This window comes from Alkalibacillus aidingensis (assembly GCF_014595945.1).
GTDB classification, from domain to species: domain Bacteria; phylum Bacillota; class Bacilli; order Bacillales; family Alkalibacillaceae; genus Alkalibacillus; species Alkalibacillus aidingensis.
The window spans coordinates 62,524-77,171 of record NZ_JABXWU010000003.1 but is presented as its reverse complement, the minus strand read 5'-3'; the positions used below and the strand labels follow the sequence as shown (position 1 = coordinate 77,171).

The 14,648-nt window shown below is 36.8% G+C and carries 14 protein-coding genes; 5 read left to right on the top strand and 9 right to left on the bottom strand.

Annotated elements, in window-relative coordinates:
• Window positions 1-154: 154 nt before the first annotated feature.
• The 6 genes from HWQ49_RS07620 to HWQ49_RS07595 form a co-directional block, all read right to left on the bottom strand.
• Window positions 155-1,849 carry a hypothetical protein gene (locus HWQ49_RS07620; RefSeq protein WP_188207010.1) on the bottom strand — a complete coding sequence of 565 codons (1,695 nt, stop codon included), beginning with the start codon at window positions 1,847-1,849 and terminating at the stop codon, window positions 155-157.
• Between the two features lie 318 nt (window positions 1,850-2,167).
• On the bottom strand, window positions 2,168-2,641 hold the full coding sequence (gene trmL / locus HWQ49_RS07615) for a tRNA (uridine(34)/cytosine(34)/5-carboxymethylaminomethyluridine(34)-2'-O)-methyltransferase TrmL (RefSeq protein WP_188207009.1): 474 nt from the start codon (window positions 2,639-2,641) through the stop codon (window positions 2,168-2,170).
• Between the two features lie 51 nt (window positions 2,642-2,692).
• Window positions 2,693-3,205, bottom strand: coding sequence for a methylated-DNA--[protein]-cysteine S-methyltransferase (locus tag HWQ49_RS07610; RefSeq protein ID WP_188207008.1), 513 nt, complete (start codon window positions 3,203-3,205; stop codon window positions 2,693-2,695).
• A gap of 12 nt (window positions 3,206-3,217) precedes the next feature.
• Window positions 3,218-4,348 (bottom strand): tRNA epoxyqueuosine(34) reductase QueG, encoded by a 1,131-nt coding sequence (gene queG / locus HWQ49_RS07605; RefSeq protein ID WP_188207007.1) that lies wholly within the window; start codon window positions 4,346-4,348, stop codon window positions 3,218-3,220.
• Window positions 4,349-4,454: 106 nt separating this feature from the next.
• Complete coding sequence (locus HWQ49_RS07600; RefSeq protein WP_188207006.1) at window positions 4,455-6,149, bottom strand: ABC-ATPase domain-containing protein; 1,695 nt, start codon at window positions 6,147-6,149, stop codon at window positions 4,455-4,457.
• Between the two features lie 24 nt (window positions 6,150-6,173).
• Entirely contained in the window at window positions 6,174-6,830 is a 657-nt protein-coding gene (locus HWQ49_RS07595) for a TVP38/TMEM64 family protein (RefSeq protein ID WP_188207005.1), read from the bottom strand.
• 134 nt (window positions 6,831-6,964) lie between these two features.
• On the opposite strand from HWQ49_RS07595, the gene HWQ49_RS07590 reads away from it, so the two are divergent.
• On the top strand, window positions 6,965-7,906 hold the full coding sequence (locus HWQ49_RS07590) for a DUF4349 domain-containing protein (protein WP_188207004.1): 942 nt from the start codon (window positions 6,965-6,967) through the stop codon (window positions 7,904-7,906).
• 40 nt (window positions 7,907-7,946) lie between these two features.
• On the opposite strand, the gene HWQ49_RS07585 is transcribed toward HWQ49_RS07590, so the two are convergent.
• The 3 genes from HWQ49_RS07585 to HWQ49_RS07575 form a co-directional block, all read right to left on the bottom strand.
• Window positions 7,947-8,423, bottom strand: a complete 477-nt coding sequence (locus HWQ49_RS07585; protein WP_188207003.1) for a hypothetical protein — start codon at window positions 8,421-8,423, stop codon at window positions 7,947-7,949.
• Window positions 8,424-8,811: 388 nt separating this feature from the next.
• Window positions 8,812-9,768, bottom strand: a complete 957-nt coding sequence (locus tag HWQ49_RS07580; protein ID WP_188207002.1) for an alpha/beta hydrolase — start codon at window positions 9,766-9,768, stop codon at window positions 8,812-8,814.
• A 110-nt stretch (window positions 9,769-9,878) separates the two neighbouring features.
• Window positions 9,879-10,262 (bottom strand): DUF4870 domain-containing protein, encoded by a 384-nt coding sequence (locus tag HWQ49_RS07575; RefSeq protein ID WP_188207001.1) that lies wholly within the window; start codon window positions 10,260-10,262, stop codon window positions 9,879-9,881.
• A 262-nt stretch (window positions 10,263-10,524) separates the two neighbouring features.
• Here HWQ49_RS07575 and HWQ49_RS07570 point away from each other — a divergent pair, with 262 nt between their 5' ends.
• Genes HWQ49_RS07570 through HWQ49_RS07555 form a run of 4 tightly spaced genes read left to right on the top strand, consistent with a single transcriptional unit; the run spans window position 10,525 to window position 14,556 of the window.
• On the top strand, window positions 10,525-11,736 hold the full coding sequence (locus HWQ49_RS07570) for a hypothetical protein (RefSeq protein WP_188207000.1): 1,212 nt from the start codon (window positions 10,525-10,527) through the stop codon (window positions 11,734-11,736).
• 48 nt (window positions 11,737-11,784) lie between these two features.
• Complete coding sequence (locus HWQ49_RS07565; protein WP_188206999.1) at window positions 11,785-12,951, top strand: hypothetical protein; 1,167 nt, start codon at window positions 11,785-11,787, stop codon at window positions 12,949-12,951.
• The gene (locus HWQ49_RS07560; RefSeq protein ID WP_188206998.1) at window positions 12,938-13,837 is read left to right on the top strand and encodes an ABC transporter ATP-binding protein; all 900 of its coding nucleotides are present in this window, start codon (window positions 12,938-12,940) and stop codon (window positions 13,835-13,837) included. Before HWQ49_RS07565 ends, HWQ49_RS07560 begins: the two co-directional genes overlap by 14 nt.
• Before the next feature lie 35 nt (window positions 13,838-13,872).
• On the top strand, window positions 13,873-14,556 hold the full coding sequence (locus HWQ49_RS07555; RefSeq protein WP_188206997.1) for a hypothetical protein: 684 nt from the start codon (window positions 13,873-13,875) through the stop codon (window positions 14,554-14,556).
• Window positions 14,557-14,648: the final 92 nt, after the last annotated feature.

Sequence of the window (14,648 nt, the reverse complement as noted above, 5' to 3'; positions counted from 1 at the left end):
TGTTTACCCATAAATTAGCCAGTGTAAACAACTTTTAGAAAACAAAAGGAAAAACATACTTTACCTTAAATTAGTATATATGAAAATAACCATATAGAAAAGGTTAACGATCGAAATTTTGCAGATTTATCATTGGATTGTCGAAGCAGATTATTCATCTTAAAATTTCATATAAATCTGTGATTGATGTCATTGAAAATTTTCTGTCTTTGTATACCATATAAGGCCAAAATTCATCCGTTAACCATGCTTTTAATTGATCCATTTTTTTCAAATGATCCACACAATCTTGTCTTAGCTTTTGCTTGAATCGTCGTTGATATTCTGTAGGAAGGATAGAAAAATCTATTTTATTCACATCTAGCTCACTTATATTTTCCTGAAGCTGATCATACATCGCACGGTCAAACTCCAATACATCGCTAAATTCTTGAAAACCTTCTTCAGAGCACAGAAACCTTTGCACCATCTCATTAAGTTGGTTGATATTTCTTTCAGCGAAGTAGTCTTCAACATGTTTTAGGAGTTGGTCAATGTAACGTGCGCGTGCACGCCTAATACAATATTGATAAGCCTGCTTTTCAGACTCTGTAAAACGATAAGAGTCTTCTATCCACTCTAATAACTCATCCAGTAGCATTTTTGCATCGATTTGATCAGACTCTGTTGCAAGAACAGAACTGATTGCATTAAAAACTAAACGTGATTCTAAACCAAACATCCCTTCATCAGGATGCTCTGCTTGCAAATCATCCTTTATCAGATTCGACGAATTCTTCTTATTATAAACATCTATTTTTTCGCTAAGGGTGATTGGGTAGGTATTAGATTTTTTTAGCCGTGTCATAATCACAGCTGCAGCCAATGTCTCTAAAGCTTGATACATCAATCTAGGCTGTTCATTAGGGGGGATTATCTGTTTATAAAGGTTAACTTCTGCATCTAGAAGAAGGTTATGAGGAACATTGATTAGAACCATTCGACTTAATAAAGCGTGGTTGTTACCTTGACTGATAAAGTTTCGTAAGTCTTCTTCATTCGTATGACCAAACATGACTAGATCAGTGTGAATCATAGACTGTCTCGTTATTTTATATGTGCCTTCTTCTGCCAGTGTTAATAATGGATAAAGCAACTCCGTACGACATTTAAACACTTCATGTAATTCTAGAATCCCTTGATTAGCTGCTTGCAGTTCACCGTCATAACGATATGCTCTAGGATCGGATGTTGATCCATACGTGGTAATGGTTGAAAAATCAACCCCTCCCACTAACTCTGATAACTCCTGAGTATGGGGATCTCCAGGGAAGAAACTTCCTATCCCCCTACGCTCAGATTCAGATAAAACAAACCGCTCGACAGGTATCTGACGCCAATCTCCTTGATACTCTTTGTCTAACTTGTACTTATTTAAAGGTGAAAGTTCACCCTTTACCTCAAGCTGACACTCTTCTCGTAAATAAATTCTCCATTTTGGGGGTAAAGCTAATAATGGGTTCTCTTGTAATGGACAACCTTTTATGCGAATTACTGCACCTTCAGCTGTTTTGGAGAAGTCAATCAATGCTTGTTTTAAAAATTGAACTAAAGTAGATTTCCCACTACCAGGTGGCCCAACAAAGATAACCATTCGCTTTTTGATATCATAACCCTGATTAGCAGGGGTTAGGTAATATTTGAAAAGAGATTTTATCACATTGTGCATTGCGATTAGCTTTGGATCATCTTTCCTTTGATCGATTGCCCGTTTCACTGCGTAGTATAAACGTTGATGAGTAGATAAAGGTTCAAATTCACCTGATTGAATCAAGTGGACATATTCTTCTAAAGTCCCTTCCCACCTCATGTACCTACCTCCTCATCGGATATAAGAATCCTATAACTATCCTTATTCGGTCATGATGGTGGACTATACGCATAAAAATAAGAAGATTATTTGAACATGTTTACACTTTAATTCACTTCGAGTATACTTTTGGTTATAATAAACTTAAATTAACGTATCCTTTTTGAGAAGAATAAAGGAGGAGTCTCCATGACAACAGCTATCATTTTGGGCGTATGCCTAGTGTTTTTAGTTTCAATTTTCACAGCAGGTTATGAAGCAAAGCCAGGTGAACGCAAGTAATAAAAAAGCAGAGGAAACGATCCTCTGCTTTTTTTATTACTCTACATCCGGAAACCCTTGTTGTCTTAGGGCTTCATAAATGATAATCGCTGCCGTATTTGATAAATTCAAAGACCGAACTTTATCTGTCATATGAATTCGTAAACACTGATCCTCTTTTCCAACTAACAACTCTTTAGGAATTCCATCTGTTTCCCTTCCAAAAACAAAAAAAATATCCTCTTCCTGATTACTATAATCAAAATCTGAATAATGTTTAGTACCAAAATTCTCTATATAATAAAATGAACCATTTGGATAAATCTCATATAGCTCATCTAATGAATCATGATAGTTAATATCAACATCATGCCAGTAATCCAAGCCTGCACGTCTAAGCATTTTATCGTCAGTTGAGAAGCCCAGTGGTCGAATTAAATGCAAGCTAGCATTAGTTGCCAAGGCTGTCCTAGCAATATTTCCCGTATTAGCTGGAATTTCAGGTTGATATAAAACAATGTGTAAGCCCACTCTTCCCACCTCGATCACAACACATATTTATTTTTTCATAGAATCTAAAGATTAGTCATAATACTTAAGTTCATGTTCAAGCAGCCAAGTTTTTTTATCCAATCCACCACCGAATCCTGTTAGTGAACCATTTTTTCCAATCACTCGATGACATGGAACGATAATTGAAAACGGATTTTTATTAAGAGCTCCTCCAACTGCACGAACAGCTTTCGGTTTATTGATTGTCTTGGCAATATCACCATAAGCAACCGTTTCGCCGTATGGAATCTGGGTTAATGCTTGCCATACTTGCTTTTGAAACTCAGTCCCAACAAATTTAAAATCAACATCGAAAGTCTTTCGATCACCTGAGAAGTATTCCTCTAGTTGGCTAATGACAGGCTCAAAAGAGGATGGATCTTCCTTAAAATGAGGATCGATTCGGTGTTTCTTTAACCAGTTTTGGATCTTGTTCATTTTCTCTTCAGCTGTCCCAAAATCAATCCAATAAAGATTCTCACCATCGGATCCCAGAAATAAAGGCCCTACTGGTGACGGATAAGTCATCGTTAATAATTTCATATCATTCCCCACCTATTTCAATAGAGCTAAACCTTTTTCAATCTCTTTGATGACTTGTTCGTCCTCTTCCTTATCTAAAGCCCTACTTAGTAAGTCTTCTGAATCATTTCTACCAATTTTACCAATTGCCCACCCAGCTGTTCCACGGATTACAGGCCTTGGGTCTTTAAACATCACTTCCGCCAACGTATCGACAGATGATTCTTCTTTATAGTGTGCTAAAGCGATGATCGCATTACGTTGAAGTGGCTTCTTGCCACGCCATGAGCCGGACATGTCACCAAAAGTTTCTTTAAACTCACGATTGGAGATCTTAAGAAGTGGCTCCAACTTCGGTTTAACTCGTTCTGGTTCTGGTTCGAGCTCTTTATGAAGATGAAAATCAATACCTTTATTTTTCGGACATACCTGCTGACAAGTATCACACCCATAGATGCGATTACCGACTTTCTCTCGGAATTCATCGGGCATAAAATCTTTAGTTAGTGTTTGATAAGCGATACAGCGACTAGCATTAATTTGCCCACCTTGTACTAATGCTCCTGTCGGGCACCTATCCACACAAATATTACAATCACCACAGCCGTCTTCAACCGGCTCATCTGGTTCAAATGGAATATTAGTAATCATTTCACCCAAATAAACATAAGAACCGTATTCTTTCGTAATGAGTGCACAGTTTTTACCTACATAGCCAAGACCAGCACGTTCGGCTACGGCACGGTCATGTAATTCACCAGTGTCTACCATCGATTTATATTGAACACCTTCGACTCGTTCATCAAGGAACTCACCGATTTTTTGAAGCTTTTCCCTTAAAACATCGTGGTAGTCTTTACCCCAAGAGGCTCTTGCGAAAAGTCCACGTCTTTCACCTTTTTTACTTTTCGGAGCATCTTTCATTTTAGATGGGTAGGCTATAGCAATCGAGATAATTGACTGTGCCTTTGGTAAAAGCATTGTCGGGGTTGTGCGCTCTTCAATCGAGCCTTTTTCAAAGCCAGATTGATAGTTGAATGATTGCTGCACTAACAACCGTTGCTTTAATGTCTCGAAGGTATCTGCCGAGGCAAAACCCACCTTTTGTATATTTACTTCCTCACAATAAGCAATTAGCTCTTTTTTCAGCTCATTAAAATCCATGCACAACCCCTCCTTTTTCAATTGATTAGATGATTTATTTAGACTGTTTTTAATACAGTGTTTAGCTATTCTATCCACCATGCGAAAACACGTTTTTAGAAAAACATTATTTTACTTGTAATTTCCGAATCCTATTTAATGCAGCAGCAATTTCAAATCGTCTTGGACGAGCTAAATCGCCAGGGTGTTGTTCTTTTGATCCCTGAATAAAACTTAACCCATACTTCTGCATTTGTTTTTCAATTTGATCTAGCCACTGATTAATAGTTAATTGACTACTTTCTTTAAACGCCATATATTTTAACATATTTGCGATCATTCTGGTTTGGGAATCATCGACAATTTGTTCAACTAAAGCCAGATCAACTGGTTGTTTCCCGAGCATAATTGTGCCTTTCCCTTTAGCTTGTACCTTCGCTTTAGGTCCTAACTTTTGTTTGAGCGAGCTTGAATCAACCGCTCGACGTCGCCATTCACCAAACGCTTCTTCGGTTACTTCTTCAATTGGGCGTGGATTTTCCTCTGCGATCTTCCTAGCTTGAGCTGTAACGTTAAGGGGAAGATATTGGTCCATCATAATGACGTCATCAGCTACATCAAAATAATCCCCAGAGCCACCCATGACTAATACAGTCGATATATTCATTTGATCACGAAGTTGCTCAACCTTTTGAACAAATGGGGTGATTGGCTCTTTATCATTGGCAACCAGATATTGCATCCGTTCATCACGAATCATAAAATTGGTCGCACTCGTATCTTCATCAATTAATAAAGTCGAAGCCCCTGCTTCTAATGCTTCCATCACATTCGCAGCTTGAGAAGTACTCCCACTAGCGTTCTCTGTCGTGAAATAATCCGTATTGTCCTGGTTTGGTAAATCATTTATAAATGGTGAAATCGTTACACTCGATATGCTTCTGCCGTCTTCTGCTCTCACTTTAACAGCTTGAGGATCCGTTAAGACATATTCACGACCATCACCTGCAATATGTTCATAAACACCATTTTCTAAAGCTTCAAGTAATGTACTTTTGCCATGATAGCCTCCACCGACAATTAAGGTAATTCCACGTTTAATTGCCATACCGGTGATAGGTTGATCACGATGAGGAATATCAAAGCTAACCTCATTTTCTTTTGGACTTTTAAAAGAGACTGCTTCTTTAAGAGGCTTTGAGCTTACCCCACTTTCCCGCGGTAAAATAGAGCCATTAGCAATAAAAGCAATCCAATTTTCCTTGTCCATTTTTTCACGAATCGCTTCATGTTGATCAGCTAACTCAATAACAGACTGAACTCGATTAAGATCAAGTGAAAGAATCGAATGATTTACAATACTAGGTAATGCTTGAAAGAATAACTTTTCTGCCTCTTCACCGTTAATTCTTCGGCCATTAGCCGGCAAACCAATTGATAAACAAATGGTAACTTTATTAGTATCAATCGTTACAGCTGTTCTTTCGAGGATTTGCTGGTCAGGAGCATCAATTGCCACCATGCCACTTTTGCCACTACCTTTCACAAAGGTTTTTTCATTGATAATAGCTTGATGGACACGTCTAGCAAAATGATCTTCTACATAAATCCGACGTCTATTGGTTGCTAACCAAGATTGGTCAATATCTTGTGTTTCTTTTGGAATAGTTAATCTAATTTTCGATGGTGCGGCAAATGGATCTCCTTGAACATAATCAATGTGAAGTGAAAAGTCTCGAAACTGATAAGATCCACGTAAGTCTTTATAAGCTTTATAGCTTTTTCGATCCACCTGCTTCAATAGTTGCTGTAAACGTTGCACATAAGACCCTCCATAGATGTTAGTTCATTTTGATTCAATTTTGTTAACATGATTCATAATACCACGATTCCAAATGACCGGAATAACGATAAGCAGGATATAAACTGTCCCGGCAATTATCATGGTCACATCATCACCCTCTACAATGCTTGCTCCAAGAAAGGTATAAATGAGTGTTCCTGGCACAATACCGATCACTGTCGCTTTGATAAAATCCCTGCACTTCACCTTAGCTAAACCAGCTCCATAACTAATTAAGTCAAAATTTACAATTGGCAAAAGCCTTAATATTAAAATGTTATAAAAGCCTTTTTCTTCAAATTTCACCCTTGCACTTTCAAGCTTTCCCTTTTTATTCAACCGAATATTCCGATCTCCATAACGACGACCAATGCCATAAGCAAGGATTGCACCACTTGCTGCACCGATGAAAGCTAACAGCGATCCCATAACAGCTCCAAAGGCTAATCCTCCGACGATAGAAAACACAGAAGCCGGGAAGAAAACAAGGGGCCTAAGAAAAAATAATACTATATATAAAAGTGGAGATAACCATCCTGCAGAGGAAATAATTGAACGGATATCTTCTGGTGAAACAGCTAATAAACGCTGGTTCAGTGAATACAGAAACAGCGCAAATAAGATGGTGATGACAACTTTGATTAAATTTTTAATTTCCATAAACTCCACCCTTATAGACTTAGTTTCCTTTCCCCCTACTCAAAAAAACTTTAAATCTATAATTAGAGTTTCTGTGTAACATTGTACCATTTTACTACGTCTACTGTAGTAAAGAATTGATGGGGGTCAATTTTATGAAGCAATTCCGTTTTAGCTCAATCGCTGTTTTGATGGTTATCACCATGTTGATAACTACTGCCTGTTCTAGTGATGACGATCAGGCAGAAGGTGCAAATGCCGATTATGACACTAGTGAAGATGAGGAAATTGGATTCACTGAAGAACGTGAACAAGAAGCACAAGCTGACTCTGCAACAGAAGATCGCGATGATATGAATGATTCAGAGTCAACCGATGCCAATTCTGCCATCGACCAATCAGAAGATCGCATGGTTATTTATACCGGGACAATCGCCATTGAAGTTGAAGACTACGATCATACTTATACCACTATTGTAGATGAGTTAAACGACTTTAATGGTTATGTCGTTGAATCTAACGTCCACGAACATCCTGAAGATGACCGTAAAAATGGACATATTGTTGTACGAATACCAGAAGAGCATTTCAATGATTTTATGAATGGGGTTGAGACAAATAGCGAACACGTTATTGAAAAAACAACCGAAGGAAATGATGTAACCGAAGAGTATGTCGACTTAGAATCGCGGTTACGTTCACAAGAAGCAGTTGAAGAACGTCTTCTTAATTTCCTAGATGAAGCTGATAACACCGAAGATCTGTTGAATATTTCTAATGATCTAGCTCGAGTACAAGAAGAAATCGAACAAATTAAAGGCAGAATGATTTACTTAGAAGATCATGTCGCTTACTCAACAGTAACCATTAATATTTCAGAAAAACGAATCAACATTCCGGAAATAGAAAGCCAAGATTCCTTAAACACATTTGAAAAAGCCCAACAATTATTTATGGGAACCGTTAACTGGATCATCTCGGTTTTCTCTAATATCATCGTCTTCATCGTTGGATTATCACCAATCCTAATACCAATTCTTATTATTGCTGTCTTCTATTTTATTCGTTATAAACGGAAAAATAACCCAAGTGACTAACCACTTGGGTTTTGTTTATAATTATCGTTGTATTAACTTCTCACGGCAGTTTAGCTTGCTTAAGGCGTGTCTGCAGAACCTTCTTTATCACATATCCAATAATAAATGCCAAAATCGTGAATATAATCGGTAACCATATAATTCCTGGGTAAATACCATTCACATTAAAAATTGGCGAATAAATCACGCCAATCGTTCCAATAAACGCTGCCAACGTAAATGGAAGATATGCATAAGGGTCCCTAGCACCACCCGCGTCCTTATAAGCATCATAGATCGAAAACATATACAAACAAGGATAAAACATGACCCATTGGTAATTCGTGTGATCAATCGCCATTTGGATATCTCCATGAAAGCTTGGTATGATCACAAAGTTCAATCTAGCCTGTACATTAATAAGGATTTCTAAAAAGATAAAAAAAGCACCCTTAATAAATCTTTTGTTAATTAGCTGCCCGAAACCTGGCAGTGCAATGCTCCACAACACAACTTCTATTCTTTTGTCTCGTTCCATAAAAACGCCTACTCTTTCTGTGATTTTTGGGGATCTACTACCCGAGTGGTGGTCATCGTTATTCCACTTAACAGAGCTTTCTGTTGCTGTTAACTGAATGTTATATTGAGTCTAGCTTGCCTCCTAAAGATACAGGATTTTACACAATCAATATTTTTTTCTTTTGGCTAAAAACTATTCTTACATAACAAATAAAGAGAGCATTATAATCGGAACCATCGAACAATCATGACTGTTATAGCAATGGACAACACCACGTTTAGTATAGAGCCTACCAATGGACATAAAAAAAGATGATCCCGAATCCGTATCGAGATCACCTTTTAGCTGTCTAGATTTTGAAAACTGTCCACTTTTAAGGGGAAGTTAAAGGAGTATTTGTCTTTAATCACTTCAGATATTTTTCTAAAAAACGATCTAAATGATCGACATATTGCTCCGGATAAACGGCAATAGCTTCACCATGGCCAGCGTTTTCAAATACCATGATTTCAGACTCGCTATTTGTGTTTTCATGTAATTCTTCGGCCATTCTTGTCGGGACAAATGTGTCATTATTTCCGTGGAAATATAGAATCGGCACGTCTGTTTGTTTAACTTGGTCTAATGAAGAAGCCTCAGTTAACGAGTATCCAGCACGATATTGGGTCATTAAACTCGTGCTTGGTAACAGTGGGAATGCGGGTAGATTAAACATACGGTTCATCTGATATTTAAATAAGCTATACGTATCAGTATACGGGCTATCGGCAATAATCGCCTTCACGTTGTCTGACAAATCTTCACCACTTGCCATCAACACGGTAGCCGATCCCATCGAAATACCGTGTAAGACAACCTCAGTATCATCACCTTGGTGTTCAATAATTTGATCAACCCAATCTAATATGTCCAATCGATCATGCCAACCAAATCCGATGTAATCTCCCTCACTATTTCCATGGCCACGAAGGTCTGGCATAAAAATGTTGTAGCCAAGGTCTTCATAATAATGCTGTCCAAAGAGTCCCATGTCAGTGGCACGCCCTAAATATCCATGAGCTAATACAACCGTTTGATTTGATGGTTCCTTCGCTTCTAAATAGTACCCTTGTAGCGTTAAGCCATCATATGATTCTAGCTCCCATTCATCAAAAGGTTGACTACTTACCCAATCACGCCACCCACCTTGTAAAAAAACATCCATGGCAGTAGCGGATACCACTAAATCCTCATTATCGACAAGAAAATCCTTTTGATCACGCTTGATAGCCAAATCATAAAAATAATGACTGGCAACCAAATTTATCACAACTAGAATTGACAACAATCCTAGACTTATTTTAAGCCATTTCTTTTTTTTCACGGTAGGTCTCCTCTCTTGTTTACTGTATTTATATTATAACAGGAATAACTAAGGAAACCGTTTTCAGTTATTGGTAATCAATTTGAAATATTCACTTAATCAAATCGTCATTATTTTACAAATCGAATAATTAATGGAAAGCGGAAGTACTTACCCATTAGTACGGCAATTACTGCTACTGCAAGTAAGATGACCCATGTGAAAGCTGCCAAAATCATTAATCCTAGAACACCGAAAGATAACAGTATTCCAATCATCGAGGCGATATCTGGAATAAAACCAACTTGACCAATAATTTGAACGATAAAAACAAGTACAAAAAAAGACAGCATATATAGCTGAATACTAATCTGATAGTTTATATTCTCCTTCAAATGATGATCAGTAAAGTCAGACTCACTCGGCAATACTCTCCAATAAATATAGGTAATCACAATATTAAATAGTGGCATCGGTAGAAATAGAGGGATAGCATAACCGATAATCGCTAGCATTTTATCTTTACTAGTTACACGATTTTGAATATTAATCTCCCCAATCTAGCTAATTGTTTAACTTATTAGAATGTAATTAAAATACATCCCCCATAATAACACACAATCACTCATTAATTAACACAACCTAACAATAGTCGGCGATAATCGATTAAAAATTCAAAACTTTACTTATATTCAAACTTCGGTTAAATTAGTTATAAATGTTTTACTAAAATATCTAAAATAGTGACGGACGATCTGTTCTAAAGGGGAAGCATGGATGAATTTTTCATTATTAAAACACGAACTAAAACTCATGATGCAAAGTAAGAAGAACTTATTCTTTATTTTATTTTTGACGGTACTCGTTTTAAGTTATGCTTTGATGATTCTTCCAAATGAAGAGACAACTGAAACATTTTCACCAGATGAGGTTAATAAGGAACTAGAGGAAATTGCGATCCAGCAAGAAGACCGAGAAGAACGTGGAGCTACAGGGATCATCCAATTTACAGGGATGCCGTATTACGCATATAACGACTATTACTACCAGTTACATAACAGAATGGTTCATTCATATAAGAATGAAAACTTCACCAGGTTTGTACACCTACGACTTCAAGACCTTATCAGAAATGAAGATTCTTTTTTAGACGAACACCAAGAATTATTCATAGATTCTCCTATTCCGAGAAAAGATACAATGCACTTATACCATCAAACATTACTAACGTACCAAGGCTACTTAGACCAAGAGATCGCCGTTACTGGCCCGATGATTGAGGAAAAAACGTTTTTACAATCGGTTAAAAATATTCTGTTAAGCTCAGTGACCTATTTAATTATATTTATGGCAATCTACTTCAGCAGCGATCTTTTAACACGTGATAAACAAAATCAAACCTTGCTACAAGGTTTACCCGTTCCTTGGTATCAAACGCTGAATACTAAATCAATAGCAGCATTTGTATATAGCTTACTCATACTGACGGGATTAACACTCCTTGGATTAACCATAATCACGATTCAATTTGGCTTCGGGAGCTTAGATATTAAAGTTCCTACTATGATCGCCCAAAAGACATTTCGTTTAGAAGATTACGATTATATGTTAATCACTGAATTCTTATTTAAGGTATTAAGCTTTATTCCATTAATCATGTTGTTATTTATCAGGTTAAATATGATATTGAGTCTAATATTTAGAAATCTATGGCTTGTCCTTACGATTAGTACAATTCTGTTAGTTTCGGAATTTATATATTTTACACGTACAAAAAGACAGTTATTTGGATTTGATGTCAGCCATTTTCCACAAACCTATTTTGACTTTGGCAAAGTTGTTACAGGGGATAAGAATTTCTTACTAACCGTTGAATCTATTACTTACGAAAAAGGGATCCTGGTTTTACTTATAACGTTAATTGTAGTCGAGTGCTTGGTCCTTATAACAGCCAAATTCATTAATAGAAGACGGTTTTTCAGTGCATAAGAAACCTTGAAAATAAAATCATGTCATTTAACAAGAAAGGAAACGCATATGTCTTGGAAGTATTTACTCTTTGAAGCAAAATTATTAATAAATAATCGGAAATTTTGGTTCATTGCTGTCTTTTTATTACTCTACTTTCCGATCTATTACATGATCTATAGTGATACCGACCCTGAGACGCTACAAGATGGAAAACGAGTTGAACAAGAGATGACAGACTCTGCATTGGATCAATTCAGCGATGACATATTAGAAACCACTGATGGTCAACAAGTTTATGACAATTTACTCGATCAACTTTCCTTAATTAATATGCAAATCTATTATATTGGCCTAGGAAATGATGACCAAGCTTACATTGATGATGGGCTAAAGTTAAATGAATTACGCCTTAAAAATCACGAGTTAAACAACGTTGGGATCCCTGAACACTTAATTATTCCAAAAGACGAGGTGTTAAAAGAAGAAGCTTTCTTAAGTTATATTAATGAAAAGCAGATCCCCCTTGACTCGAATGAATATGTCGCTAGTAAATATATTGTTGTCGCAGTTAGTATAATGAGTGGCTTAATGTATTACTTTATAGTTCTACTCACTAGTGGGGACATGCTTGTCTATGAAAAGCAACATAAAACTGTTGTCAATGGGTTCCCAATTTCATTTATGAGTAAGGTATTCAGTAAAATTGCCCTATACTTTGTGTATATCCTAATTCCACTAATATTAGGAACACTCCTAAGTATTTGGTATGCAGCAAGAAAAGAAGGGTTAGGAAACTTTTCAGAACCTGTCCTTATCTATCAACAAGGTGACTATACAGCTATTTCGACTAGCCAGTATCTCGTCTATGTATTTGGTGGTATTGTCATCATTACTTTAATGGTGTTACTACTCTCAATGCTTTTAAATGTTCTTTTCAATAATTTATATGCCACTGTCTTAATCGGGCTAGGATTATTTTTGATACCTGAATTGTTGATGGCCATCCATTGGGACCCATTATTCTTACGTATTTTTAAATATGTTGATATCGTCAACATTTTATCGGGTGACCTTGCTCTTGAATTAGGTGATCATGGAATTGATTATTGGCACGCGCTAACCTGGATGATGGTAACGATCATTATTTTCTCGTGTATACTTTACCTCATCAACAAACTTAACTATCGCAGGAACTTAATAACTAAAGGGGTGAGTTACAATGCTAAAGCTTAACAATCTCTCTGTTGCTTATAAGGATCATCAAGTGTTAGATGAAATGTCCTTGACGGCTAAAGAAGGGGAAATTATTGGGGTTGCAGCCCCTAATGGAACAGGTAAAACAACGATGTTTAATGCAATGGCAAACTTTATTAAACCTGACTCTGGCTATATTGAATTTTATCAAAAACATACTTACAAAACAGAAAAAGACGAAATTTACATTCATAAGCATATGGCAACTTTCCCAGAACAAAAAGATCTCTTTGAAGAACTTTCAGGTGTGGATCATTTAAAGTTATACGCCAATATGTGGCAAGGCCATACACGACACGTCCCAGAAGTCATTCAACGTTTACACATGCAAGACTATGTCAAAAAGAAAGTCAAAACTTATTCATTAGGCATGAGACAACGCCTATGTTTCGCTATGATGGCCGCAGCCGACACTTCCATCATGTTAATGGATGAGGTCATGAACGGACTCGATATTTCTAATGTCGCCATTATCTCAGACATTTTAATTGAAATGAAACAACAGAACAAAATTATTTTTGTCGCATCCCACTTACTTGAAAACCTGGATTTATATGCAGATCGAGTTATATTCTTAAAAGGTGGAAAAATTGTTTACCAACATCATTTAAATGAAGACAATCAAGATCATATTAAAATCTCGATGGACCACATGCAATATAAGCGGTTTAAGGAAAACTATCCGTTACCTGAGAATCACCAATATATTGCTGGTCATCTCTTATGCATTCCATTAGAAAATATGACGATCGATGAACAAACGAACTGGATTGAACGCACTCTTGATTACAAGGATTCAGAGGTCGTAATCGGCCCACTAGGTACGATGGAATACTATGAAAAATATTATCACGACTTTAAATAAGAGCATCACTCCACGCATTTAGGAGGCTACTAACCATGCGAATTGGACAAATAGTAATTTTACTATGTTTACTCATATTCATCAGCGCATGTTCAGGAACAACTGATGAAGCCACTGCCTACCAAGATCAATATGAAATCATTGGTGACGAAAAAGATGAACTACTAGAAGATTTAACAGATCCAGTCGTCATCCCAGAAGTAAGGGGAAATCCAGAAGCCGAGGAAATCATAATTGATGGCATTGACCAAGAAGGTGTTGAGTTTAACGCCTCACCAGGAAGATACGAAATCACAGGAAGTATCACAGGTAATCTTTACATTTATGATGAACATGATCATTTATTATTCCATAACATTATCGGTAGAAGTTATGGTGTTGAAAGTATTACTGTTGATTTAGATGAATCTTATACAATTATAGCTGATGGTGGATTCGACATGGTCCATGCTGCTCCTTCAACGCATGATTTTAACGAAAATAACCACCTTACTGCCGGGGTCTGGGAAGTGGGTACAGATATCGAACCAGGGGATTATCAAATCACCACCTCTAACGGGATGGGCTTCCTCCAGATATACGATTCACAAACAGATGAGCCTAAAATTCATGAAGTTATTGGTGGAGAATTTGGTGCAACTAAAGGACATGTCCAATTAGAAGATGGGCAAATTCTTCGTATTACGGAAATCTCACAAATACATTTTGAACCGTTATAAATGACTAGGCTTATGAATATGAGCCTAGTTATTTTTTAGACGGAAGACTTCCGAAATTAACAGGGTGACTCTTACTTCTACCTGTCATAATT